At 67.9% G+C, this 24245-nt stretch carries 24 protein-coding genes and 1 pseudogene; 14 read left to right on the top strand and 11 right to left on the bottom strand.

Going from position 1 to position 24245, the window contains the following annotated elements:
- Positions 1–6: 6 nt before the first annotated feature.
- The 3 genes from ABZ911_RS35580 to ABZ911_RS35570 are packed head-to-tail and all read left to right on the top strand — an operon-like array spanning position 7 to position 2768.
- Positions 7–570 carry a VOC family protein gene (locus tag ABZ911_RS35580; protein WP_358066364.1) on the top strand — a complete coding sequence of 188 codons (564 nt, stop codon included), beginning with the start codon at positions 7–9 and terminating at the stop codon, positions 568–570.
- A gap of 2 nt (positions 571–572) precedes the next feature.
- A complete protein-coding gene (locus tag ABZ911_RS35575) occupies positions 573–2045 on the top strand; it encodes an AMP-binding protein (protein ID WP_358066361.1) in 1473 nt (490 codons plus the stop codon).
- Between the two features lie 12 nt (positions 2046–2057).
- Positions 2058–2768, top strand: coding sequence for a TetR/AcrR family transcriptional regulator (locus tag ABZ911_RS35570; RefSeq protein ID WP_358066358.1), 711 nt, complete (start codon positions 2058–2060; stop codon positions 2766–2768).
- A gap of 157 nt (positions 2769–2925) precedes the next feature.
- Here ABZ911_RS35570 and ABZ911_RS35565 read toward each other — a convergent pair.
- A pseudogene (locus ABZ911_RS35565) lies at positions 2926–3033 on the bottom strand (ArsR family transcriptional regulator); the annotation flags it as partial.
- Between the two features lie 264 nt (positions 3034–3297).
- On the opposite strand from ABZ911_RS35565, the gene ABZ911_RS35560 reads away from it, so the two are divergent.
- The 3 genes from ABZ911_RS35560 (at position 3298) to ABZ911_RS35550 (ending at position 6675) form a co-directional block, all read left to right on the top strand.
- Complete coding sequence (locus ABZ911_RS35560; protein ID WP_358066355.1) at positions 3298–4620, top strand: lipase; 1323 nt, start codon at positions 3298–3300, stop codon at positions 4618–4620.
- Positions 4621–4783: 163 nt separating this feature from the next.
- Entirely contained in the window at positions 4784–6061 is a 1278-nt protein-coding gene (locus ABZ911_RS35555; protein WP_358066352.1) for a histidine kinase, read from the top strand.
- Positions 6058–6675 carry a response regulator transcription factor gene (locus tag ABZ911_RS35550; protein ID WP_358066349.1) on the top strand — a complete coding sequence of 206 codons (618 nt, stop codon included), beginning with the start codon at positions 6058–6060 and terminating at the stop codon, positions 6673–6675. Before ABZ911_RS35555 ends, ABZ911_RS35550 begins: the two co-directional genes overlap by 4 nt.
- 138 nt (positions 6676–6813) lie before the next feature.
- Here ABZ911_RS35550 and ABZ911_RS35545 read toward each other — a convergent pair whose 3' ends face one another.
- Positions 6814–6996, bottom strand: a complete 183-nt coding sequence (locus tag ABZ911_RS35545; RefSeq protein WP_358066346.1) for a hypothetical protein — start codon at positions 6994–6996, stop codon at positions 6814–6816.
- 64 nt (positions 6997–7060) lie between these two features.
- A complete protein-coding gene (locus tag ABZ911_RS35540; protein WP_358066343.1) occupies positions 7061–7834 on the bottom strand; it encodes a hypothetical protein in 774 nt (257 codons plus the stop codon).
- 358 nt (positions 7835–8192) lie between these two features.
- Between ABZ911_RS35540 and ABZ911_RS35535 the strand changes: the two genes are divergently transcribed.
- Positions 8193–8996 (top strand): hypothetical protein, encoded by an 804-nt coding sequence (locus ABZ911_RS35535; protein WP_358066340.1) that lies wholly within the window; start codon positions 8193–8195, stop codon positions 8994–8996.
- Between the two features lie 284 nt (positions 8997–9280).
- Here the strand turns inward: ABZ911_RS35535 and ABZ911_RS35530 are convergent, their stop codons facing one another.
- Together ABZ911_RS35530 and ABZ911_RS35525 are read right to left on the bottom strand one after the other, a co-directional pair.
- Positions 9281–9436, bottom strand: coding sequence for a hypothetical protein (locus ABZ911_RS35530; RefSeq protein ID WP_358066337.1), 156 nt, complete (start codon positions 9434–9436; stop codon positions 9281–9283).
- Between the two features lie 640 nt (positions 9437–10076).
- A complete protein-coding gene (locus ABZ911_RS35525; RefSeq protein WP_358066334.1) occupies positions 10077–10619 on the bottom strand; it encodes an ABC transporter permease in 543 nt (180 codons plus the stop codon).
- Between the two features lie 52 nt (positions 10620–10671).
- Between ABZ911_RS35525 and ABZ911_RS35520 the strand changes: the two genes are divergently transcribed.
- Positions 10672–11403: an HAD family hydrolase gene (locus ABZ911_RS35520; protein ID WP_358066331.1), complete on the top strand. Its 732-nt coding sequence runs from the start codon at positions 10672–10674 to the stop codon at positions 11401–11403.
- Positions 11404–11731: 328 nt separating this feature from the next.
- Positions 11732–13588 carry an FAD/NAD(P)-binding protein gene (locus ABZ911_RS35515; RefSeq protein ID WP_358066329.1) on the top strand — a complete coding sequence of 619 codons (1857 nt, stop codon included), beginning with the start codon at positions 11732–11734 and terminating at the stop codon, positions 13586–13588.
- A 45-nt stretch (positions 13589–13633) separates the two neighbouring features.
- On the opposite strand, the gene ABZ911_RS35510 is transcribed toward ABZ911_RS35515, so the two are convergent.
- From ABZ911_RS35510 to ABZ911_RS35490, 5 genes are all read right to left on the bottom strand, one after another.
- Positions 13634–13885 (bottom strand): hypothetical protein, encoded by a 252-nt coding sequence (locus ABZ911_RS35510; RefSeq protein ID WP_358066326.1) that lies wholly within the window; start codon positions 13883–13885, stop codon positions 13634–13636.
- Positions 13886–13909: 24 nt separating this feature from the next.
- Entirely contained in the window at positions 13910–15190 is a 1281-nt protein-coding gene (locus ABZ911_RS35505) for a cytochrome P450 (RefSeq protein WP_358066323.1), read from the bottom strand.
- A gap of 58 nt (positions 15191–15248) precedes the next feature.
- On the bottom strand, positions 15249–16652 hold the full coding sequence (locus ABZ911_RS35500) for an FAD-dependent oxidoreductase (RefSeq protein ID WP_358066320.1): 1404 nt from the start codon (positions 16650–16652) through the stop codon (positions 15249–15251).
- Complete coding sequence (locus ABZ911_RS35495) at positions 16649–16867, bottom strand: ferredoxin (protein ID WP_358066317.1); 219 nt, start codon at positions 16865–16867, stop codon at positions 16649–16651. Before ABZ911_RS35495 ends, ABZ911_RS35500 begins: the two co-directional genes overlap by 4 nt.
- A 285-nt stretch (positions 16868–17152) precedes the next feature.
- Complete coding sequence (locus ABZ911_RS35490) at positions 17153–17818, bottom strand: TetR/AcrR family transcriptional regulator (protein WP_358066314.1); 666 nt, start codon at positions 17816–17818, stop codon at positions 17153–17155.
- Between the two features lie 430 nt (positions 17819–18248).
- On the opposite strand from ABZ911_RS35490, the gene ABZ911_RS35485 reads away from it, so the two are divergent.
- Positions 18249–19037, top strand: coding sequence for a HAMP domain-containing sensor histidine kinase (locus ABZ911_RS35485; RefSeq protein WP_358066311.1), 789 nt, complete (start codon positions 18249–18251; stop codon positions 19035–19037).
- A gap of 970 nt (positions 19038–20007) precedes the next feature.
- Positions 20008–21216 (top strand): IS701 family transposase, encoded by a 1209-nt coding sequence (locus tag ABZ911_RS35480; protein WP_358066308.1) that lies wholly within the window; start codon positions 20008–20010, stop codon positions 21214–21216.
- Positions 21217–21714: 498 nt separating this feature from the next.
- Here the strand turns inward: ABZ911_RS35480 and ABZ911_RS35475 are convergent, their stop codons facing one another.
- A complete protein-coding gene (locus ABZ911_RS35475) occupies positions 21715–21966 on the bottom strand; it encodes a hypothetical protein (RefSeq protein WP_358066306.1) in 252 nt (83 codons plus the stop codon).
- A 584-nt stretch (positions 21967–22550) separates the two neighbouring features.
- Between ABZ911_RS35475 and ABZ911_RS35470 the strand changes: the two genes are divergently transcribed.
- From ABZ911_RS35470 to ABZ911_RS35460, 3 genes are all read left to right on the top strand, one after another.
- Positions 22551–22760 (top strand): hypothetical protein, encoded by a 210-nt coding sequence (locus ABZ911_RS35470; protein WP_358066303.1) that lies wholly within the window; start codon positions 22551–22553, stop codon positions 22758–22760.
- Between the two features lies 1 nt (position 22761).
- Positions 22762–22998, top strand: a complete 237-nt coding sequence (locus ABZ911_RS35465; protein ID WP_358066428.1) for a Tn3 family transposase — start codon at positions 22762–22764, stop codon at positions 22996–22998.
- Positions 22999–23653: 655 nt separating this feature from the next.
- On the top strand, positions 23654–24220 hold the full coding sequence (locus ABZ911_RS35460) for a hypothetical protein (protein WP_358066300.1): 567 nt from the start codon (positions 23654–23656) through the stop codon (positions 24218–24220).
- Positions 24221–24245: the final 25 nt, after the last annotated feature.

The following is a 24245-nucleotide window of genomic DNA, read 5'->3' as shown; positions in this document are numbered from 1 at the left end:
CCGGACATGACGTGGCGGAACCCGGAGTTCGAGCTCGGCGGGGTGAACCATCTGGCGCTGGTCAGCTCCGACATGCGCCGCACCGTGGACTTCTACACCCAGGTGCTGGGCATGCGCCTGACCAAGACCATCGACTTCCCCGGCGGATCCGGGCAGCACTTCTTCTTCGACATGGGCGGCGGCAACTCGCTGGCCTTCTTCTGGTTCCGCGACGCGCCCGACGCGGTGCCCGGGGTCTCCCAGCCGGTGACCGTCCCCGGCATCGGCGAGTGGACCTCGGCCGTCGGCTCCATGAACCACGTGGCGATCAACGTGCCGGAGGAGCGGTTCCTGGAATACCGGGCCAAGCTCAAGGCCAAGGGGGTGCGGGTCAGCCCGATCATCGACCATGACGACAGCCCGGAAGGTTACGCGACCGAGCTGCACGACGGGGTCTTCATCCGCTCCTTCTACTTCCAGGACCCGGACGGGATCCTGCTGGAGTTCGCCTGCTGGCGGCGAGAGATGGGAACCGAGGGTGACGTGTCGCACGCCCCGAAGACCGCCGCCGACCGGATACGGGTGAGCTGAGCGTGCTGTCGTGGATCCACGTGCTGGAGTGGCGGGCCGTCACCACGCCCGACACCGTGGCCCTCAGCGACCAGTACGGCGGCGAGCTCACCTATGCCGCGCTGGCCGCCCGGCTCGAGCGCGCGGCCGCCGGATACGCGGCAGCCGGGCTCGCACCCGGAGACGTCGTCGCGCTCCTCGCCCGCAACCGGGTCGAGTGGGCGGTCTCGCTCTTCGGGCTGGTACGGGCGGGGGCGCTGCCCGTACTGATCAACTGGCGCCTGACCGCCGCCGAGATCGACGCTGTCCTGGCGCCTGCGGCGGCGCGGATCGTGGTCGCCGACGAAGCCTGCGCGAAGCTCGTGGACCGGCCCGTGCTGCCGCTCCTGCCCGAGGCCGTCGGCCTGCCGGTTCCCGAGCGGCCGGTGGAGCGGCTGCGAGGAGCCGAGCCGCTCGTCCTCCTGCACACCAGCGGCACCACCGGGCGACCCAAGCTCGTCCCTATCAGTCACGAGATGCTGGTGGCCGCGGCCACCTTCATGAAACTCTCGGTGCCGGAGGCGCGCGAGGGTGCCAGACATCTCAGCGCGCTGCCCCTGTTCCACGCCGCCGGGCTGGCGAACCTCGCGTACGCCCTGTTCACCGGCGGCCATCTGCACCTGCTCGACGGATTCAGCCCGGCTGCCTTCGTCGACGAGCTGGCCGGGCGGCGGATCGAGCTCACCCAGCTCGTGCCGACGCTCATCGGCGCGGTGGTCACCGAGGTGGCCGGCCGTACGGCACGGCCCGACCTGTCCGGCCTGGTAGAGGTCGTCTACGGCGCGTCACCCATCCAGCCTGAACTGCTGGCCAGAGCTGTGCGGACGCTCGGGTGCCGCTTCCGGCAGAACTACGCCAGCACCGAGACCGGTCCGCTGCCGATGAGCACGCTGCCGCCCGGCGCCCACGACCCCGCGCTCGGCAGGCTGGCCACGGCGGGCCGGCCCTCGCTGGGCTGGGAGGTCAGGCTCGGCGAGCACGACGAGATCCAGGTGCGCGGCGCGATCCCGTTTCCCGGGTACTGGAACGACCCGGAGCCGACGCGCCAGGCGAGCACGTCCGACGGCTTCTACCGGACCGGCGACATCGGGTCCTTCGACGCCGACGGCTACCTGACGATTGTCGACCGGCTCACGGACATGATCGTCTCAGGCGGGGAGAACGTGCATCCGGCCGAGGTCGAGGCCGTGCTCATCGGGCATCCCGGAGTGCGTGAGGTCGCGGTGATCGGGGTTCCGGACGACAGATGGGGTGAGAGCGTGCACGCGGTCGTCGTCGCCCGGGGCTCGCTCGACCCGGACGCGCTCGCCGGGTGGGCGCGCGAGCGGCTCGCCGGATACAAGTGCCCGACCGGGATGACGCTCGTCGCCGAGCTGCCGCGCAACGCCACAGGTAAGATCCTCAAGGGGCCGCTGCGCGAGCCGTTCTGGGCTGGGCGCGACCGCAGGGTCTCCTAGGATTGCGTGACGATGAGGAAGCACACCGTCCCGGCCGCCCGCCGTACCGGCACCGGCCGCCCGGAGAAGACCACCCGGAAGGGCAGGGAGACCGACGAGGCGTTCCGCGCCGCGGCGCGGGACGTGTTCGCCAGGGACGGCTATCTCAGCGCCAGGATCAGCGATATCGCGGCGGCGGCCGGCAAGTCGGTCGCCTCGTTCTACAACTACTTCGACACCAAGGCCGACCTGCTCGCCGCGCTGGCCGAGGAGTTCCACGAGGAGGCGACCGACCTTGCCATCCGGCCCTACCGCCGGGGACTCTCCGGCGAGGAGGCGCTGCGCGAGGCGGTCGCCGGATTCTGGCGCACGTATGTGAAGCGGCGCGGCGAGCTGATCGGGGTCTTTCAGGCCTCGATGCTGGAGGAGGAGTTCCTGGACCGCTGGCTCGATATCCGGGCCGAGGCGGTCGGGCGGATCGCCGCCGAGATCCGGCGGGCTCAAGCCGAGGGCTACTGCCCGGGCGTGGACTCGGTGCTCACCGCCTCCGCGCTGTCGGCGATGCTCGAGCACTTCTGCTACATCTGGCTCGCGCAGGGCGGCGAGCGCGTCGAAACCGCCTTTGACGAGGACAGGGCTGTGGCGGCGCTGGCCACCATCTGGGTGAAGTCGATCTACTGGCGGCCGGGCGAAGAGGAACGGCCGCGCAGGCGGGCGCGGCGGCGGATCCGGTGGGAGAGGTAAGAGCGCGCCATCGGCGATCAGACCTGAGGCGCATGGACCCGTCTCCCGAAGGGAGGAGCACCACCGCACCGCGCCCCACTGGTTCACGCAGGCACGCCACGCGACACCACGTTCCTGCAGGTCGGAGCCGGGTTCGTTGGATTCTACTCGATAAGTACGGGGCCCCCTCCAGGCGGCAGGGGCGCCATTGCGCCTCCCCGCCCCTGGTGATCAGGCCCGCCCGCTCCAGCACCCGCAGGTGCTTGGAGACGGCGGGACCGCTCATCACGGTCGACGCGATCCGCCAGGCATTCCTGGATCACCACACGAACGGCACCGTCGCTGCCGGCGCCGCCATCACCCTGGCCATGGCGCGCTCCACCTGCTCAGCGACGCCTGCCTCTTCCACCTCTCGAATGCCTAGGGCCCTTGATCGTCGGTTGGGGCGCAGAGTCGCATGAGATTTGTCATCGGTCGGCGGGGAGAAACGCATCCGAGCTGGTGAGTGTTCGCACTGTTTCACAGCCGGGCGGCATCGGACGCTGGAATCATGATGACGTCTGATCGATTTCCCTCGGTCTCCTGGCCTCGATCGGCCGGTTCGTTCCAGCGTGGAGTCACAACGCTATGCCGCGCCGCGCTGGCGTCGCTGGTGGGGTTGGCGCTCGTGGCCGGTCCCGCACTCGCCGGCTCCAGCGTCGCCCGTCCCATGCCCGCCGCGACGACGTCGGCGGAGGACGGCTCCGGCCTCGGCGCCCATCAGGTGGCGCCCGTCCAGCTCACACTGCCGGAACCCACCGGTCCGCTCCGGATCGGGACCGTGTCGCTCCATCTGGTCGACCGTTCACGGCCCGACCCGTGGGTGCCCGCGAAGCCGTCCCGAGAGCTCATGGTTCAGCTGTGGTATCCGGCCCAGAAGGCGGCGGCGTATCCCCGGGCGCCATGGCTCTCGCCCAGAACAGCGGAGGCCGTCCTGGCAGGGATTCCGGCGGGAACCGTACGCCTGCCGATCACGCATGGGCGAGTGGGAGCGCCGGTGTATCGAGGGTGGGGGCCACGACCAGTGGTGCTCTTCTCGCACGGCTTCGCCGCCGACCGTGCCTCCAGCACCGCCTTGGTGGAGGACCTCGCCAGCCATGGTTACGTGGTTGCCACCGTCGACCACACCTACGACGCCGGAGCGGTGGAATTCCCGGACGGGCGGGTGGAGACGCACGCGGCGAGCTCACCGCCACCGAACTTCGACAGGCCGGATGATCCTGTCGCCATCAAGGCGGTGGCCGCCCGCCTCGCCGACACGCATTTCGTCGTGGACCAGTTGACCGCGCTCAATCGCGGACGCGTCATCGGCAGCGAGCGTCGATCTCTGCCTGAAGGACTGCGCGGTGCGCTTGATCTGTCCCGCACTGGCATGTTCGGGCATTCGCTGGGTGGTGCCACCGCCGCCGCGACCATGCAGGCGGACTCGCGAGTCAAGGCCGGCATCAACCTGGACGGCGCGGTGTTCGGGCCGGTCCTGCGGAAGGGACTGGACCGGCCGTTCTTGCTGGTCGGCAGCTCGGAGCATGGCCGGGGCAACGACCCGAGCTGGGCGGCGCTGTGGTCTCACCTGCGGGGCCCGCGGCTGGAACTACGGCTGGACGGCGCGGGGCACACGTCGTTCACCGACCTTCAGGTGCTGCTCCGGCAGCACTCGCTGGGACTGCCGCCGGATCAGGTCACCGGGATGATCGGCAAAATCGATGGACCGCGTTCGGTGCGGATCCAGCGCGTCTATATTCGTGCGTTCTTCGACCGCCATCTGCTGGGACGGCCAAGTCCCTTGCTCGCCAAGCCGTCCAAGCGCTGGCCGGAGATGCGGTTCGTGCCATAGCGGGCCATGCGGTCGGAGTGAGGGTCCTGGGCGCCGAAAGCGGTCACACGGCCACTGCGTCCACAGCGGCGGCCGGGTAGCGCGAATCCAGACGGGGTCGTCGGGGGCAGTCCGTGAAAACAGGTGCGACCATGACGGTGTGGGTGGGAGGGGAAGCAGGTTCATGGACCAGTTGCGTCGGCGTGGCCAGGCAGAGCGCTGGGACCTGTGGACCCGCACGTCGCTCTCCGGGGCGTACGCGCTTGAGCTGGTGTGGGCCGCCATCATGATCGGTCCAGCGGTTGGGCCGACCGTGCGGTGGGTGATATTGGCCTATATCGCGCTGCATGCCATCACCTGCGCGCTGCTCGTCAACGCGGGACTGGATCACTATTTGGGGCGTCGGTCTCGGCCGGTGAGGCTGATCGCCCTCACTGCCGGGCTCACGGTCGTGGGCGTGGTGGTCGGGGTTGTGGCCTATCCCGACGCGCAACCCGGTCACCCCGATGGCCCGGCCTCGGCCTTGGTGGTCGTCCTTGCGACCGCGTTCGTCGCCGCCGTGTCATCGGCGGTGCCGTTCTCCGTCGCTACGGGTGTGCTGGCGGCGGCCGTGGTGACGAAGTTCGCGGTCTCCCGGATAGAGGGCGCTCCCATGTCGATCGCCGTCCCGGCCGCGGTCAGCCTGTGCGGCCTCATGGTCGCTTGGATGCTCACCTGCCGTGGCTCGATGTGGGGGCTGAAGGGCGTCTGGGAACTGGACCACTCCAGGAAGGCGCATGCTCGACTCGCGGTGGCCGAGGAGCGGCTGCGCTTCGCTCGCGATCTGCACGATGTGATCGGCCGTAACCTGTCGGTGGTGGCCCTCAAGAGCGAACTCGCGGCGCGGTTGGTCGAGCGTGGCCGGTCCGGGGCGGTAGACGAGATGCGTGAAGTGCGCAAGATCGCACAGGAGTCGCTGGCCGAGATGCGTGCGGTGGTGGGCGGGTACCGTACCGCTGACCTGGACATGGAACTGGCCGGCGCCAAGTCGGTGCTCGCCTCAGCGGGGGTACGCTGCCAAGTGATCGGCGACGGGCACGACCTGTCCGCCGAGGTGCAGAGCACGCTCGGCTGGGTGGTGCGGGAAGGCACGACGAACGTGCTGCGGCACAGCGAGGCGCGGATGTGCACGGTGTCTTTACGCCGGTCGACGGCCGGCGGCACCGAGCGGCTGACGCTGACCATGGAGAATGACGGAGTGACGGGCCCCGAATCCCCCGATGGCCACCGGTCGATCGGTAACGGTTTTCCCGGCGTGGCGGAACGCCTCGCGGCGTTCGGCGGGAGTGTCGTCGCCGGGCGGGAGCCCCCCGACCGGTTCCGTCTCACCGCCGAACTGCTATTGCCCGTGGCCACCTCGGAGGAGATCCGGCCGCACGTGACCAGCAGGCGGCGCCCGGCTCGGCGGAAGGACGTCCGATGAGCAGCGCGCCGATCCGGATCTTGCTTGCCGAGGACGAGCACCTCATCCGGGGTGCCCTGGCGGCGCTGCTCGCCCTCGAAGACGATCTGAGCGTGGTGGCTCAGGCGGCCACCGGTGCCGACACGCTCGCCATGGCCCGCGTCTTCCGGCCGGACGTGGCCATGCTCGACCTGCAACTGCCCGATCTGGACGGTGTGACCGTGGCCCGCATGATCCATGAGGAGGTGCCGGGCTGCCACACCATGATCGTCACAAGCTATGGCCGCCCCGGGCACCTGAAGCGGGCGCTTCGTGCAGGAGTACGTGGTTTCCTGCCGAAGACCGTCTCTGCCGTCGTGCTGGCCGACGTCGTGCGCACGATTCACGGCGGGGGCCGCTATGTCGATCCGCAACTCGCCGCCGAAGCGATCAGCGCGGGCGACAGTCCGCTCACTCCACGCGAGGCTGACGTGCTGGAACTGGCCGCCGAGGGGGCGCCGGTGGAGGAGATAGCCCGCAGGGCGGCGCTGTCACCTGGCACCGTACGGAACTACCTCTCCTCCGCGGCAGGGAAGATCGGCGCCGCGAACCGCCATGAGGCCGCGCGCATCGCCCGCCAGTACGGCTGGATCTGACCGCTCCAACCCCCATCAACCTGCGCGACCGCACCGAAACCAGTACGAACCGTAGTAGGAACCACAGGTCAGGATCGGGTTCGCTGCTCCATTGCTACTGGGATCCCAAGGACTGGGGAGTCCGTCAGAAGCCGGGGATCACCAGATCGCCGGCCCAGGCTCGTAGGTGTAGTCCTTCAGCTCGCGCACCCGGCCCGTTGTGACGTCCACGGCATACAGCTGCTCACCCACGTCCCCGGCGGGCACCGCGGTGGTGACGACCCGCCGCGACGCCTCCCTCGCCGGGCCGCACCGCCCCCTGGTCGAGGTCGGGCTGTTCACCCCCGCCGAGGCCCGCTCCTACCTGCACGCCAAACTCGGCGCCCTGGCCGGGAACCAGACCAGCTCAACGCGCTGGCCGAGGACCTGGGCCGGTTGCCGCTCGCCCTCGCCCAAGCGGCAGCGTTGGCACCACGCGCAGGATGATCACGCCGTCGTTGTAGGTTTCCGCCGTCGCCACCGCCCAGCCGGGATCGATGCGGGAAGCGGGCACGTTCTCCTCGCCCTTGGGGCCTTCTTCCCCGCTGCTCAGTGGCAAGTCGAGCGTGTAAGCCACCTTCAGGTCGTGCTCGCGCACGACGCGGGCTGCCTCGCCCGCGGATCGTCCCTGGAGCTTCACTCCGGCCAGCGCCTCACCCGGCCAGCTCGCGTCGGCCGGGTGGGCGCACTTCTCTCCGGGCTTCGCCGGGCGACCCAACTGGAACTGCGCGGGTCCCTTGAGGGCCGCGGTGACACTGAAGGCCGTCAGACACCCTTCAACGCGGTCAACGCAGTCGGACAGGGTGGACGACATTTGCGCACCGGGCTCTGCCTTGTCGAGGTCGAATCCGACGACGGGTGCTCGCTGCTGCGGCGAGACGGGGATCAGCTGCACCGTGACGTTGTCCAGCCCGACGCTGCGGAAGGCCTTCTCCAACTCGGCTGGGTCGGGATCGCCGTCGGTGATGTAGAAGGCGTACATGTCGCCTTCGCGGCCGATCGTCACGGCCTGGCTGGCGTACACCTGCTCGGACGCCTTGAACAGGGACGGCCCGACGACCAGGGCTCCCGCCAGGACAGCGCTCGCGGCCACGCCGAGCAGGACGCGCAACTCGCGATCGTCGTCGAAGAGCATGTCCATGGCCTGGCCTTCAATTCCTACGTGTCCGCCCGCGACCGCAGAATTTCAGGCCAATGCGACTCACGCTCCGCCGCCACTTCATTGAACGAGGGCGGGCTGCTCAGGCAGCGCCGCCCTCACACATTCAGGACAACCCCGAAGTTGATCAGTCAGCTGTAGACGGGAGTGTTCACGAGTGCAGCTGACCGCCGATCAGCCATGGGGCAGTTGATCGCACACTGGGGACGGACGTGATCGTTTCCCGGTCATCCAGGAGGGCCCGGGGGCTTCCAATAGCCGGTGAACGCGCCTGGATGACGGCCTTGGCTTAGGAACTTGCCGTGATGAGATAGAGATCATCATCTGCGACGATCGGCGCATGAAGCGCATGAGTGTCGTGCTGGTGGTGGCCGGCCTGCTGAGCGTCACAATTCCCGGCGGCGCTGTGCACGCGGCTCCCGAATCGGAGTCTCTCGACTCCGTCGTCAAAGCGATCAAGAAGCAGTTCGCGAAGAAGAGCAGCGTGCGCTTCTCTGTCAAGCGACGCGGCGGGCCCCCGGCCACCTGGGACATCAAGGCGTCCGGTGCGTACCGCTTCAGGGCTTCAGGCGTGTACGCCGCCGACACCACGGAGATCTCCCAGGAGCCAGAGGGGACGGGCCGGTCCCGGGGAATCAGCATCGGCCGGGAGTTCTACTCACAGGCCTACGTGCGTTCCAAGGACGGCAAGTACACCTGGAAGTCGCCGTCAACGGTGGGGAAATGGACGTACGGGCGGAACTTCGCCGGGGTCGTCTGGGGAGAGGACCTGATCAACGGGATCAACCCGGGCTTCCTCAAGCTGGGCGCCTCTCGCGGTGCGACCAGCGCCGACGGCGGAACGTTCGAGGGAGTGAAGACGACCCTCCACAGCGGCACGGTGACGGTTCCCAAGCTGGGCGAGAGGCAGGCCGGGATGACCTTCCGGACCGAGGAGGAGGATTTCTCGTGGGGCGGGCCGATCACCTGGAAACTCTGGGTGGGCCCGGACAACCTGCCGCGACGTTTCCACGCCATCATGAGGTTCACCCGGCCGGAGGGCGGTAAGGCCGAGACCATGACGATGAACATCATCTATCGAGGATGGGGAAAGCCCGTCAAGATCACGGCCCCGCCCAAGCACCTCATCACCGACGACTGGTGATCGACGACCTACGGAACAACACGATCGACGTCATCACCAAGTTCTGAGAGGGTTTCTTTGATCCCCGCTAATGATCTCTGAGCAGCACAAAGACTTGTCTCGCTAGAGATTGTCGCGCTATGTGATCAGGCACATACTCATGGTTGGTGGTCCGCATCCCGCCGTTATCAACGACACCACGTGTGACGTTGCGGATTCAATGCGAAGGCTCCGACGTACCGATGCGTAACCGTATGGTTACAGGTGATGTTTTCTTGCAGCCGGAAGGCCCCTATGTGACGGGGTTAGCTGGCATAGAAGGCGCGGATGCCGACGCTGCCGTCGGACTCGCCCGACCAGCTTGAAGCTCTGCGGCTGGGTGCCGTGTAGGCGGCGCCGAGAAACGCGGCCGTACGGGGGCGAACGCGTCGGCGGGCAGTGGTCGAGGTGTCGAGGATCATGGCTACCTCCGTCGAGGGGCGCGCAGGGGTCGCGAGCCCGGCCGTGCGTGGGCGTACCCATCACAGCACATAACTACGTAGAGCAATAGATCAATCACTGAGAGATACTAGTGTCGGCCGGATGTCTCGGGCCAGCGGCTGACGGGGCATACTCGGCGCTGCACTGGTCGACCTGGCAGCCATGGTGTACCCCACCACCCGACCAGGCGTTTCCGCGGAATCCACCGCATCCCTGTAGGAGCGAGTTGGGGGTTGATCCTGGTGGGCTCGTCCATTTATCTGTCGCCAGTTCCTCGTGGAGTTCAGCCTGCTGGTGACGCTGACCGTGCGCGCGCCCGAAGCCGCAGCCCCGCTGCTGGCCGACCTGTTCGGAGTGACCGCATGACTCACCCGACCCTCTCCTCTCGCCGCCCGCGTCCCTGAAGGAGCGGGCGCCGTCGCCGTCCTACGACAACTCGTTCTCCAGGTTCCTGCACTGGTCATCGCCCAGGCCTTCGGGTTCCACGACAAGACCACCAGCCAGATCGCCGCTGGCGCGGGCGGAGCATGGAGCCGCTACTCCCCCAACGACCACGCATAGTGATCAGCCGTGGAGCCAAGGTCACACGATCATCGATCTTTGCCAGTCCCGGAGGCCGGATCACTCGGAGCGGCGGGTGAAGCGGCGGGCGGCAACGTGGAGCAGGAACACGCCGAGGGCGGCGAGGACGGTGGTCTCCAGCAGGGCCGAGGGCCGCCAGCCCGCCCAGGTGGGCCCGGCGAAGGCAGGTGAGCCGGGCAGTGCGGTGGTCAGCGTGCGGCGGACCGCGTCGACGGCGTAGCTGACCGGGTGGAGTGTGGTGGCCGCGGCCAGCCAGGAGGGCAGGCCGGTGAACGGGAACATGGCGCCGGACAGGAACAGCAGGGGCAAAGAAAGGAATCCGGTGACGGCGTGGAACGTCTCGGTGGTGCGGATGCTGACGGCCAGCACGGCGCCCAAGCCGGCCATGGCGAGCGCGGTGATCGCCAACTGGAGCACCACCATGGCGAGCATGATCGGGTGGTAGGGGACGCCGAAGAGTCCGGCGGGGATGAGTAGCTGCGCGCCCTGGCAGCTCGCCACGGCCGCCGCGCCCAGGCATTTGCCGATCAGCAGGCTTTCCCTGCGGACGGAGGTGGCATGGTCCGCCAGACCGGGCGCCAAGGTGCTGCGACCCCTCTGGCGTCAGGGACAAGCGCCACGAGATGATCATCCTATGGCGGATGTGGTTTTCTTCGATCTGGACGGCACCCTGGTCGATCATCGAAGCGCGGTCTGGGAAGCGATCGGCCAGATCGTCCAGGCCGCGCCGAACGCGACGGCTCCACCGGAGGAGCTGGTGACGTTGTGGTGGACGCTTGAGGGGCGCCACATGCGGGAATACCTGGCCGGTCAGTGCTCCTTCGCTGAGCACCACCGACGCAGGCTCCGTTCCTTCCTGCCGACGCTCGGCGAGCCGGTTCCGGAAAGCCCCGGCCTTCTGGACGCCTGGATCGCCGAGCGCTACCTCACCGTGTTCGAGGAGTCTTGGCGGTGCTATCCCGATGTCCAGCCCTGCCTGGAGAACCTGAAACGGCTTCCCCGAGGACCACGTCTGGCCGTTCTCACCAACGGGGACCCCGAGCAGCAGCGCGCCAAGCTCGCCCGCTTCGGCCTCCTGGAATACTTCGAAGCCGTCCTGACCCCGACCGAGCTCGGTATGGCCAAGCCCGTCGCCTACGCCACCGCCTGCCGGTGGATGCGGACGGACCCCGCGCAGGCGGTCAACGTGGGCGACATGCTGGAAAGCGACGTGAACGCGGCCGCCCTCGCCGGGCTCACCGGCATCTGGCTGGACCGCGGCATCGACTTCATCACCGGTGAACCGTCGCCGACGGCAGACGAGACAGTGCTCCGCATCGAACGGCTCACCGACCTCCCCGACCACCTATCACACACGAACGCCTGACCGGCTCTCACGAACCTCAGCGTGGTTTGAGGGCGGCCACGTGCGAACATGTCCGCCGCCTTGAATCGGACCTGCTCACGCTTGGCGCGCCACGGCGGACAGTCCGCCACCGTCGGGATATCGCACAGCACAGGTGTACTGCTGAAATACAGGCGAGCAACTCACCTACAGCGATACCCGCAGACTTCGGATTCCGTCGGTTCGACGACGCCACCACCGGGTTCTTCCAGCATGTAATCATTTGTCGCTTTTATCTTATATACATCGTGCTTGTACGTATAACTGCAAGGTGCTTGACTCCCCACACCCCTCAGATCAAGGAGATGTGGTGTTTTCCGATCGCGAACTCGGTATGGACCGGGCTATCAACCGGCGGGACTTCCTCAACGGCGTAGTGCTCACTGCCGCCGCTGCCGGGCTTACGGTCGGCAGCGCGGCCGGCCCCGCCCAGGCGGCGTCGACCGAGGCGGCGGCCAAGCCGGCGGCCGGGCCGTACCCGCCTGCGAAGAGTGGGCTCAGAGGCCAGACGGAAGCGATGATGAAGGTGCCGCACGCCTTGCGCAACGGCACCTTCGACATGGGCGAGGCCAAGCCGACCGGAGAGCGGTACGACCTGGTGGTGGTCGGCGCCGGGCTCAGCGGGCTGGCCTCGGCGTGGTTCTACCGGCAGAAGCACGCCAACGCCACGATCCTGCTGCTGGAGGTGGGCGAGGACTTCGGCGGGCATGCCGTACGCAACGAGTTCGAGGTGCGCGGCCGCAGGCTGATCGGCTACGGCGGCTCGCAGTCGCTGGATGACCCCTCCACCTTCTCGAAGCATGCCAAGGGCCTGTTGAAGGACGTGGGCATCGAGGTGAAGCGGTTCGAACGCTACTTCCACAAGGAGACCTACAAGGGCTTGGAGCGGGCGACCTTCTTCGACAAGGAGACCTTCGGCCGCGACCACCTGGCCATCGGCAAGGACGGGCTGGCCAAGGCGCCGATGCACGCGGACGCGCTGAAGGACCTGGCCGGGCTCGACTCCCGCGACTGGCTGAAGGGGTTGTCGGACGAGGAGAAGAAGCTCCGGCTGGCCGAGCTGACCTACGTCGAGTACCTGCGCACGGTCGCGAAGGTGCACCCCGACGTGATCAAGTTCCTGCAGACCATGCCCAGCGGCAACTGGGGCTACGGTGCCGACGCGGTCGGTGCGCTGGATGCGTGGGCGAACGGCTACCCCGGCTTCGGCGGGCTCAAGCTCATTTCCAAGCCGCACCGGCTCAACGCGCCCACCGAGTCCAAGGTCTGGGACTCGGAGGACGAGTACATCTACCACTTCCCCGACGGCAACGCCGGAGTGGCCAGGGCCCTGGTCCGCGCGCTGATCCCCGACTCCCTCCCCGGGCACACGATGGAGAAGCTGGTCCCGGCCAAGGTCCGCTACGACCGGCTCGATCGGAAGGGCTCGAAGGCGCGGCTGCGCCTGTCCAGCCCGGTCGTCCGGGTCACGGGCGACGGGGAGGTCTCCTACGTCCAGGACGGCAGCCTCCGCTCGGTCCACGGTGCCAAGGTGATCCTCGCCTGCCAGCACCAGATGATCCCCTACCTGGTGCCCGACCTCCCCGAGGACCAGCGCCTTGCGCTGAAGGAAGCGGTACGGCTTCCGCTGCTCTACACCAATGTGGTGCTGCGCGACTGGAAGGCGTTCAAGAAGCTCGGCATCCAGAGCGTCCGCTACCCCGGGTCGTACTGGCTGGGCGCCTCGCTCGACTTCCCGGTCAGCATGGGCGGCTACGAGCACCCGCGCAACCCCGACGAGCCGATCATCCTGCACCTCAACCGGTCCTGCGCCGTGCCCAACCAGGACCCGCGCATCGGCGCGGTGCAGGGGCGCATCGAGCTGATCAAAACTCCGTTCGAGCAGATCGAGCGCAACACCAGGGAACTGCTGCTGCGCAGCCTGGGACAGGGCGGCTTCGACCCGGCCCGCGACATCATGGGGATCACGGTCAACCGGTGGGCTCACGGCTACGCCCTGGAGTACGGCAGGCCGTGGGCGACCTTCTTCCCCGACGGCCCGCTGCCCAGCGCGACGGCCCGCCAGCCGTATGGCAACCTGGCGATCGCCAACACGGACGCGGAGCCCCGCGCCTACGCGGACGCGGCGATCGACGCGGCATGGCAGGCGGTCAAGGACCTCGGCTGAGGTTCCCCGGCGTTCGCATGGTCACCACGTCGTGCTGGAGGCCTTCTACCAGGGCGGCATCCTGGCCGGCGCGGGGAACCCGTAGGTGTAGCCGGTCTCGTACGGCAGGCCGCTCGGCTGCGGGCTGGCCGTGATGATGCTGCCGACCACGGCCGCGCCGATCGCGCCGCCGATGGTGCGGATGTTGGCGTTCATGCCGCTCGCAGCCCCGGTCTGCTCGGCGAACATGGCGGCCAGCATCGGGGCCTCGCGCAGCTCGGGCGGTTTTTGCCATCCGACGAGTTGAAAAGCCCGCATAGCGATTCCTTTGCGCAAGCTGGGTCAGTCGCGGATCCCGTCGATGTCGACCAGGACGTGGCGCGGGCCGCGGAAGATCTGGTTGTGGCGGTACGGCGGCGGGTCGACGACGAGCCGCGGGTTCTCCACGCGGCGGACGAACTCGCCTACGGCGATCTGGACCTCCAGCCGCGCGAGCGGGGCGCCGAAGCAGTAGTGGATGCCCTGGCTGAAGCCAAGGTGCTGGTTGTCCGGGCGCTCGAGGTCCAGATCGTCGGGGTTGGCGAACCGCTCCGGATCACGGTTCGCCGAGCCGTACACCAGGAAGATCGGCGCGCCCTTCGGGATGGTGGTGCCGGCGATTTCGATGTCCTCGACGGCCGAGCGGGTGTGCCAGAACTGGACCGACGACTCGAAGCGCAGCAACTCCTCAACCCCGGGCACGATCAGGTCGGGGCGGCGGCGCAGCTCCTCGAGCGCCTCGGGGTGCCTCAGCAGGGTGAGCACGCTGTGGGCGATCAGATTGACCGTGGTTTCATGCCCGGCGAAGAGCAGGAGCACGGCATTGCTGGCGAGCACGCCCTCGGACATGCGCCCGTCCGGGCCGTCGTCGTGCACCATCGCCGAGAGCATGCCGGGGCCGGGCTGCTCGGCGTACTGGTCGAGCAGCCCGGTCAGGAACTGCTCGAACTCCTGCACGCTCCGGCGCCCGCCCTCCAGCCGGCGCTGCATCTCCTCGGAGGCCGCCTCCGGACCGAAATCCAAAGCGTCCAGGGCCGCCTCGATCCAGATGTGGAAGCGCCGTTCGTCTTCCAGCGGCACGCCCAGGACCTTGCAGATCAGGGCCACCGGCAGGGGGTAGGCGAACTCGTCCACGACGTCGATCCGGGTCTTGCCTCGCATCCTGTCCAGGAGGTCGGCGACGATGCGGCGGATATCGGGCTCCAGGTCAGAGATCAGGCGTGGGGAATGGGGCGGGCCGAAGAAGTGTCGCGTCATCATGTGGCGATCCCGATCGTGTTCGGGCGGGTCGCAGGTGATGATGTTCGGCTCCAGACTGATGACGGCCTCCGTGATCGGCTCGGCCCCCGGCTCCGCCGGGCCCGCGGCTGGGGCATGGGCGGAGGCGGGCGCGGGGATCTTCCTGACATCTGAGCTGACCCGGGGATCGTGGAGAAGCGCGACGATCTCTCGGTAGGTGCTGACGACGTAGGTGCCGTCCGGCTGCCGCGCCACCGGGGTCTTGCGGAGCTCGGCGTAGAAGGGGTACGGATTGGCACGGTTGGCGTAGCGGAGCGCCTGCTGCCAGGTTGTTTCCTCGCCCATGCTGTTCCTCTCCTTCCTGCTGTGCCGGCCGGGTTACCCGCCGATCCCGAAAGGCGCGTCAGTGACCTCGAGGTCGGAACTCGGCCGTCCGCCCGCTCGGGTCGTGGCCGGTCAGGACAACGTCGGGTATCGCCGTCGGGACACCCGGTGCCGGGAACTCCGCCGGGACCGGTTTCATGACGTCCGGCCGATCCCAGCCCGGCGGCGGGGGCGGGAACGGAGCCGATTGCTCGATCAGCCGCGCGTAGTACTCCAGCCACTTGCCGTGATCGAAGCTGACGGCGGCGACGACGCGGCCCCGGCGACCGTAGGCGGCGGCGAAGCAGCGCTCCTTCACGGACCCCTGCGTGAAGACGATCTCGTCGCCGAACGGTGGTACGCCGACGGACTTGATGTTGACGCCGAACTGACCGGACCAGAAGCCGGGCAGCAACAGATGCGGGCGGTAGTCGGGCTCGAGGCTCACCATGTTGTGGGCCGCCACCTCGGCACCGAAGACTGCATTGTCCCAGTGCTCCATCGCGAGGAACTGGTACTCGTACAGCACGTGGGGCGCGCGTGCCACGTCCCCCGCCACATAGACGGTGTCGGTCGCCACGCCGTTGATGTCGAAGGCGCGACCACCGGCGTCGCAGCCGACACCCCAGAAGCCGGCTGCCAGACCGGAGCCCTCCAACCATTCCACGTTACGGATCGACCCCAGCGCGGCCAGCACCACGTCGGCCTCGATGGTGGCCCCGTCCGAGAGCCGAGCACGCCGTACATGTCCGCGCGCGTCGCCCTCCAGCGACGACACGCCAACCCCGCAGCGCAGGTCCACGCCGTGGTCGCGCTGCATCTGCGCGGCGATCTCGCCGATCACCCCGCCCAGCGCGCCGACCAGGGGGGCCGAGCCCCGCTCGGCGACGGTCACCGGGATGTCGAGTTCCCGGCAGACGGAGGCCACCTCCGAGCCGATGAACCCGCCGCCGATGACCAGCACCCGCGACGGCCCTGCCGCCAGCGCCTGTTGCAGCCGAGCGGCGTCATCACGCGAGCGCAGCGAGAACACCCCCTCCAGGGCGGCCTCGGCCGGGTTGGGCCACTGCCGCGCGCGGGTCCCCGTGGCGATCAGCAACCGGTCGTACGGGACCTGCTCGCCGTCGGCCAGGCGCACCTGCCTGGTGGCCCGGTCCAACCCGGTGGCGGCCACGCCGAGCCGCCACTGCGCGTCCAGTTCTCGAAAGCGGGGCAGCTGTGTGTGATCAGCGGGCACCCAACCTTTGAGCACCTGTTTGGACAGCGGGGGACGGTCGTAGGGCTCGTACGGCTCGTCCCCGATGATGCTCAAAGACCCGCTGAAGCCCTCCTGACGCAGGGCTTCGGCGGCTCGCAGTCCCGCCAGGGAGGCGCCGACGATGACGATCCGGCCGTTGGCCTTGAAGTCGCGTACCAACTCGGCGAGCGTTGCCGACATGGTCATGACGGCGCACCCCGCTCCGCACCGTCCAAGCGGTCGATCATGATCGCTCGCACCGGGCAGGCCGCGGCGGCTCGCAGGACCTGCAGGCGCCGCGCGTCGTCGGGGTTGGGCTCGTAGGTAAGCGCCTCCGCACCGTTCAACTTGAAGATCTCGTGGGCCAGATACACGCACTGTGCGTATCCCTGGCACCGATTCAGGTCCACGACGATACGCATGGGCAGACCCCTTCCGTCCGCGCCTGCCGCCCCACAACGACCATCGACGCGGTCATTCGGCTACGCGGTTATCCGGCCTTCCGCCAGGTGACCCAGCTGGACAGGCCCATCATTGCCGTGAGCGTCACGGCGCGGGGATCCCGGTCCACACCCGATGGCGTCGACACCGAGGTGTGCCCCGGCCGACCCGCCACAAGACGATTTTCCGCCCCCGGCGTTCATCACCACAACCACTACCAGGGAAAACATGCTTCGTGCCGAGATCGAGGCTGACCTTCATGTCCTTCAGCGGCGCGTTCGGGTCGTCGACGTGTCGTCGCTCATGACCTCGAGGTCGGGCAGGGGACGTTGGCAGATTTCGTGGGCCTCGTCGGCGGGGATGCCGAAGGTGCGCAGGAGGTCTTCGGTGATCTGGTCGGTGGCCTGGGCGTCGTCGCGGTCGGGTTGGGTGTGGAGCAGTTGGCCGAGGCATAGTGCGGCGCCTGCGGCCATCACCAACGCGAGCTCCGGGTCGCCCACGGTGAAGCGCCCGGCTTGGACACCGGCTTGGATGTCGCGTCGGACGCGCGGGGCAATGCCGTGCTCGGAGGCGGCGATGGCCAGGCCGGTGTTGAGCAGGACTTTGCTGAGCTGGGGATGGCGGCGGTGCAGGCGTCCGGTCAGCCGGAAGCTGAAGGCGAAGACCTCGGCCGGGTCGTCCATGCCGCGGGTCAGCTCATCCAGCACCGCGCCGTGCCGGTCCAGGGCGTCTTCCACGGCCGCCTGGAAGAGTTCGTCCTTGCCGGAGAAGTGGTTGTAGAACGAGCCCATGCCCACGTCGGCGGCCTGGGTGAGCTCCAGGATCGCCACGTTGGTCTTGCCGTCGGCGATGAAGCTCTGGGCCGCGTGGACGAGCGCGGCGCGGGTGCGCGCCTTGCGCCGGTCCAGGCGGTTCGGTGCGGCGTCGGCCATCTGTCTCTCTCCTGTCGGCGGTGGTGTGCGCTCCACTGTAGTGGGATCCGTCAAGAGTGACGAAACACTCACTATTGTTTTGACAATTCGCCTCACTAGTGACGATACTGTCCATAAGTGACGATATCGTCAGATATATGCAAGGGGAGCTGATGAGTGTGCATCATGATCCACGCCCCCGCTTGCGCAGCCAGCAAGGCGTTGCACGGGCGGGTACCCCCGGCAGAGCGCCGAGGTCGTCACCGCGGCCGCCGCGCAGAAGGAATCCATCCACGACGTGCCGAACACAAGCACGCCCGAGCGTCGCGGCAAGGTCGGCAACGCCCTTTGCCGCCATCGAAGAGGAGTTCGGCCTCGGCTGAGAGCACAAGTTCACACCGCGGCAAGCGGCCTGCTGCCGCAGCTTCCCTTTCCCAAAAGGAGGAAACCCATGACCGACCAGCTCAGCACCACCGACCCTCGCCCTGCACCCGGAGGATGTGCGGTGGGCCGAACCGCGACGATCCCGATCGTCCCCGACATGCTGAGAGAGCGGGAGCAGAAGCTTCAGAAGAACCGGCAGTTCGCCTCCGACACCTCGCACGAGATGCGAACGGCCGTCGCGGGACTGCGCGCGGAGCTAGAGGAGGCCCGCCTGCATCCCGACCAAACCGATCTCCACGACCTGCTCGCCAGGGCGCTGAGAGGCGTCGATCGGTTGGATGCGATCGTCACCGACCTGCGAGTCCTCGGCGAAATGGAGGCAGGCCCTCCCACGCAGCCGCAGCAGGTCGACCTCGCAGAACTGGTCCAGGACGAGGTCTCCCGCCGGGTCGATCGCCTCGCGGTCCAGCTCTGGCTTCAACCGGGCGTGACCGTCCAGGCCGTCCCGATCCGGATTGCCCGACTGCTCACCAACCTGCTCGACAATGCCCAACGGCACGCCCAGCGGATGGTCGAGGTCCGGGTGAGCCGCGTGGGCGACAGCGCCGAGATGACGGTAGCCGACGACGGAGACGGAATCGCGGAGTCCGAGCGGGAACGGATCTTCCAACGCTTCACCCGCCTGGGCGCCGCACACCGCCTCGACCACAAAGGCACCGGCCTCGGTCTGGCGATCGCCCGCGACATCGCCCAGGCCCACATGGGCACCCTCCACACCAGGGAGTCCGCAACCGGTGGCGCCTGCTTCGTGCTGCGGCTTCCTCTCAGCACAACGGCCACATTGCGACCGCAGTAAATACCGGATGTACTGCGGCAGCGTCCCGCGCCGAGTCATCCTGAGCTGGATCACCCGTTCCCGTGATCATCATCGAGATGTACGCATTTACTGCGGCACAGATGGAGGGGCGAACGCGTGAGCCTGATCGCCGCCGACGTGATCCCGCTCGGACATGATCTGCCCGACACCTACGCCGACGCGGTCGACGCCTATCTCCGTTCCGCCGGGATCGCCGCCTCCTCCCAGCGGATCTACCGGCTTTCACTGACCACCTGGGCGTGGCTCGCGCACGGCGAACAGCCGCCACTCGGCAGGGCCCGCCGCGGCACCACCCCACCGCCGTCCCCTTCAGCACCCTGGACGGGGCGGCCGCCGCTGGCGTGCTCGCCGAGACCTTCGCCCAGCGGGCCTGGCTCGTCGATGCCGACACCGTCAACCGGGAACTGTCGGTGCTCAAAGCCGCAATCGCCTGGTGGCGCAACCGCGGCTGGCTCGCAACCATTCCGATCGCCGGGATCGAACGCCGTCGATACAGGAGGCCTCACCGACAACGACGCTGCGTTGCGCGCGGGCCTGCCCCCCGACGCCATCATGCCGTTCGGCCACCCCCTGCCCGCCCTGCCAGCGCAGGTGGCGCCATGCCCGCCCGGAGCACCACATGAGTGCGGAGGAACACGCCACCGAGCCCACCAGCGGCCAGCCCGCACTTCCACCAGGCCGTTGCGTTTCGGCCAGCCTCTGGCGCCGCTGACGCGGTCCGGCGTGATCATGCTGAATCGGCTCGCGGAGCAGGAGGAAGAGACGGCCGATCAGGTATGGCTGCACGAACGGTGCGGCGCGAACGGGCCGGTCTGGCGCCGGGCCCGAGGTGGAGGGTGCGAGAGATCGCCCCACTACTCCGGTAGGCGGCCCTTCCAAGGCCGGTACTACATTCAGAGATCTTGAGATTCTTCTCCGTGACGCGGTGTAGTAGGGCCATCGTCGGTGTGTGACCTGTTCTCTGACCTACGATCTGGTCGTGTCCTGGGATGCGGAACTGACCGCGTTGACCGAGCGGATCGCCGGGCCGCTGTTCACCCGGCCCGAACCCCGCTCCACCTTCCCCGACCTGGTCCGGAGCCTGCTGGCCGACGTGCCGCGCAAGAACTGCTGGCAGCTGGCCGACCACATCGGGCACGTCAAGGCCTACCGGTTCGAGCACCTACTGAACGGCGCCAAGTGGAACGCCGACGCCCTGCGCGATGAGGTGCGCTCCTACGTGGTGGAGCATCTGGGCCGGCCGGACGGAGTGCTGATCGCGGACGACACCAGCGCGATCAAGAAGGGCGACAAGTCGGCCGGCGTGGCCCGCCAGTACTGCGGGCTGACCGGCCAGGTAGAGAACTGCCAGGTCATGCCCATGCTCACCTACGCCTCGGCAGCCGGGCACGCCTTCATCAACCGGCGCCTGTACCTGCCCGAGAGCTGGGCGAACGCCCCCGGGCGGCGCAAGGAGGCCGGGATTCCCGACAAGGTCGTCTTCGCTACCAAGCCCGCCCTGGTCATCGACATGCTCACCGAGGAGATCGCCGCCGGCACCCCGTTCCGCTACCTGTGCGGCGACTCCGGCTACGGCCGCGACCCGGACCTACGCGCCTTCTGCCACGAGCAGGAGATCGGCTACGTGCTGGCCGTCCCGGTCGACCTGCCGCTGATCGCCGTGCGGGGCGGCGGCGAACCGGTCGGCCACCTGCTGGACCGGCTACTGGCCCACGGCAACTCGGCCGTGTGGGAGCGCCGCTCGTGCGGCTCGGGCACCAAGGGCGTTCGCCTGTATGACTGGGCCGCCGTCACCACACGACCGGCCGAGCAGGCTCCCGCGCCCGGCCATGCCCACACCGTGCTGATCCGCCGCAGCGTGAGCGACCCTACCGACATCGAGTTCTTCCTCGCCCATGCCCCGATCGACACCCCCGTCAGCGAACTGATCAAGCTTGCCGGGTTGCGGTGGAAGATCGAGGAGAACAACGAGCAGAGCAAAGACTTCCTCGGCCTGACCCAGTACCAGGTCCGCAGGTGGACGCCCTGGCATCGGCACGTCACCACCGTCATGCTGGCCCTGGCCTTCCTCGCCGTCACCCAGGCAGCGTTACCACCAGACATCGACGAGCCCTCCGACCAGGGAAAAGACCAGCGGGCTCGCCCCAAACCACCCTGACCACCGCCCGGCCCCGTCTGCTCCGGCCCTCGCTCGCCGAGATCCGCCGCGTCCTGGCCCGCCTGTTCATCCCCGCAGCCCGCGCCATCGACCATGTCCTGGCCTGGTCGGCCTTCCGCCGCCTCCATCAGACCCGCGCGCTGATCAGCCGCTACCGCCGACGTGGCGACCCGCTCCCTCAAGATCTCTGAATGTAGTACCGGCCACCTGTGCAAAGCCATCGCCGTCCTTCAAAACCACCGCGTGGCACAGGCGGGATGAGGATGGCTTTCCATAGATCCTGTCTGGAGCGGAGACGCCCTGAAATGAGGTGCGGCAATCCCCTCGAAGTATGCATATCTTTTTTTGCGCGGCGATGAGTTGCCGATGCCTCGCCGCATGAGATGGAAATGGCAGAAAGAAGCACCTTGCGCTTCATGGCAACAGGGTCTCGCGCCAGCTGGCGCGAGACCCATTCTCAGAGTACGCGTTCAGCCGAACGGATTACGCCTAAGGCTGCTACCACTGCTGCCCAGTCAGGGACGCCGTGTTGTAGTCGCCCTGGATCTGCGATGCCAGATTCTGACAGAAGACATCGACAGGAGTGTCGCCGTTGCCACAGTCGTTCACCTGGCTGATTGCCTGGCTGGAACCATTGGGGTCGCCGCTCAGGTATGCAGTGTCTGCACTGGCAGGGACGGCGGCCAGCGCCGCGGCTCCGGCGAACACCAGACCCGATACGGCAATCGCCATACCATTCAGAGCTTTCATGGAATTCTTCCTCTCGACCTAGGTCGGCATAAGGGTCGGCCGGACATGGATTCTTCGCAACAGTCTCCTGTGCGCGACCGGAGCGGAGTCAGATACCCCTTCCTCCGTCCATTGCCCAGCTCGTCTCTGTGCATTTCATCCCGAATCATCCCCCGGCACCTAATGACACCAAACCGCACCTCGTCGGATTTGGCATAAAAAGGAACTGCTAGCCAACGAAGCCTGCGCGCCTTAACGAGAGGACATAAACGACTCTAGCTCATATATCCATGTATTTCCTGGTACGTCCGAATTGTTCGGCTGTAGTTGTAAGAAGAACGGTTTGCGCCGTGAGGTGCTGGATTCGCGTGGAGGTGGAAGACCTTCATCACTTTGAGCGGTGCATCAGCATCTCCACCGTGCCGTGCGCGACGACCAGGCCGCTGCCTAGAGGAGCTCGGCATGCACACGGCCATCTCTTCCGCGAGGCGTGGATCGCCGGGGTGAACAAGCATTACCCGGGCGAACCCAAGGTCGGCTACATCACCCCATAGCAGGACACCCTCGACTGGGAACGCCAAGCCGCCGGCGCGGTCTACGGTCAGGTGCGCGCCTTCGTCGAGGTCAGCGCGGGCAACACCGCCAAGCTGACCCGCGAGCAGAAGGGCCGCTTCGTCGCCCTGTGCTGGATCGCCCAAATCCACAAGCACATCGACAACCCCAAGCCGTCCTACGTGGCCGACTGGGACGACCTTCCAGAATGGCAGCGGCAAACCGACGCCGACATCTTCGAGAAGATCGAAAACGACGCATAGCCTGCAGGAAGGCCACCACACCCTGGCCCGCAAGGTCTTCCACGGCAAGAGCGGGCAGCTGTACCAGAGCTACCCCGACGGCAACCGGATCGGCGCGCTCGGCCTTGTCCTCGACGCCATCGTGCTGTTCAACACCCGCTACATGGACGCCGTCCTGCCCAGCTGCACGCCGACGGCTTCGACGTGCGGAGGACCGCGGCCCGGCTCTGGCCGTTCGTGCGGCACCCCATCAGCATGATGGGCCGCTCCTTCCAACTCCCGGAGATGCCCGGCGGGCTCCGCCCGCTCAACCCGCGCCATGACCAGGAAGGCTGCTGGGTCCGTGACCTGCGCCTATCTTCATCCAGTCTCGGTCGGCGCGCAGGGGGATGACCCGCACACCCTCGTGTCGGTGAGCGTGCTGCTCGGCGGCGGCCTTGGCCGCGTCCGCCGCCGTGTAGTACCCATCGGCCGCCAGGCAGTACCCGCACTCCCACGCGTAGTGCGGGCTCTGTTTGAGCTGCTTGACTACGAGCTCGGGCGGGAGCCCCAGACCGCGCTCATCTCGCCGTACGCCCACCTTGTCGCAGGCGGCGACCTCGGAGATCTCCTCCGGTGAGGGGTTGGAAGTTGCGGCGTACGTTCTCGGTCGTCTTGCGCCGGGACTTGGCCATCAGCATCAGCAGGCTCGCACCGCCCTCGCCCAGGTGGGTCAGCGGGGACAAAATGCGGCAGCTCGTGCGGGTCCCAGCCGGTGCCCCGACCGCCGACCGCGGTGATTGCGTCCAGCAAGCGCGCGCAGCGCGTAAGGGTCGAGGACCCACCCCTTGGGCCGCGAGAACGCCGCTTGAACGACATCGTCAAAACGCGATAATCGGGTGAATCCGGCTTGGGGCGGCGAGTACCGTTCGAGGATGCGGCGGTGCGGGGAATGCGACCACTGGGAACCCGCCGGAGCGCCCGACTGCGGGCGATGCGCCGGGATCGTGGACGAGATCGTCGAATCCGGATGGCGGGAGTTTGTCGCGCAGGAGTTCGGCACACTGACAGCCCTGGATGAGCCCGGCGTCGCCGAGATGGTGGTCGACGAGCCCAACAGGCACCCGTGGCGGGTGGTGGACGCCGCCTACGACCGGCTCACCTGCACCGAGTGCGGCAGCAGGCTGAGCCGGGGTCCGACCGGCTGCACCGCCTGCGACCTGGCCAACGGGTTCCGGTACGTCGCCATCGAGGTCGACCGGCCTGGCGTCCCGCCCGGCAACGAGCACGCACTGCGGGTCAACGTGTCCGCGGTGCGCAGGCCGTCCGGAATCTCGTGGCGTGAGGTACTGGTACGGCGACTCTTGCTCCCTTTCCTCCTCGACGGGCATCTGCCCACGACCAGGCAGGCCCAGGCCGCCCGCGCCCTCCTGAACAAAGGGGGCACCGCTGAGGATCTAGTGGAGCACCTCAACCACGCCCTGCGCGACGGCCACACCTAGAAGATCGCTGAAGATCTTGCGTTCT

Source organism: Nonomuraea sp. NPDC046570, from assembly GCF_040645915.1.
Taxonomy (GTDB): domain Bacteria; phylum Actinomycetota; class Actinomycetes; order Streptosporangiales; family Streptosporangiaceae; genus Nonomuraea.
This window is presented reverse-complemented; position numbering and strand designations above follow the sequence as displayed.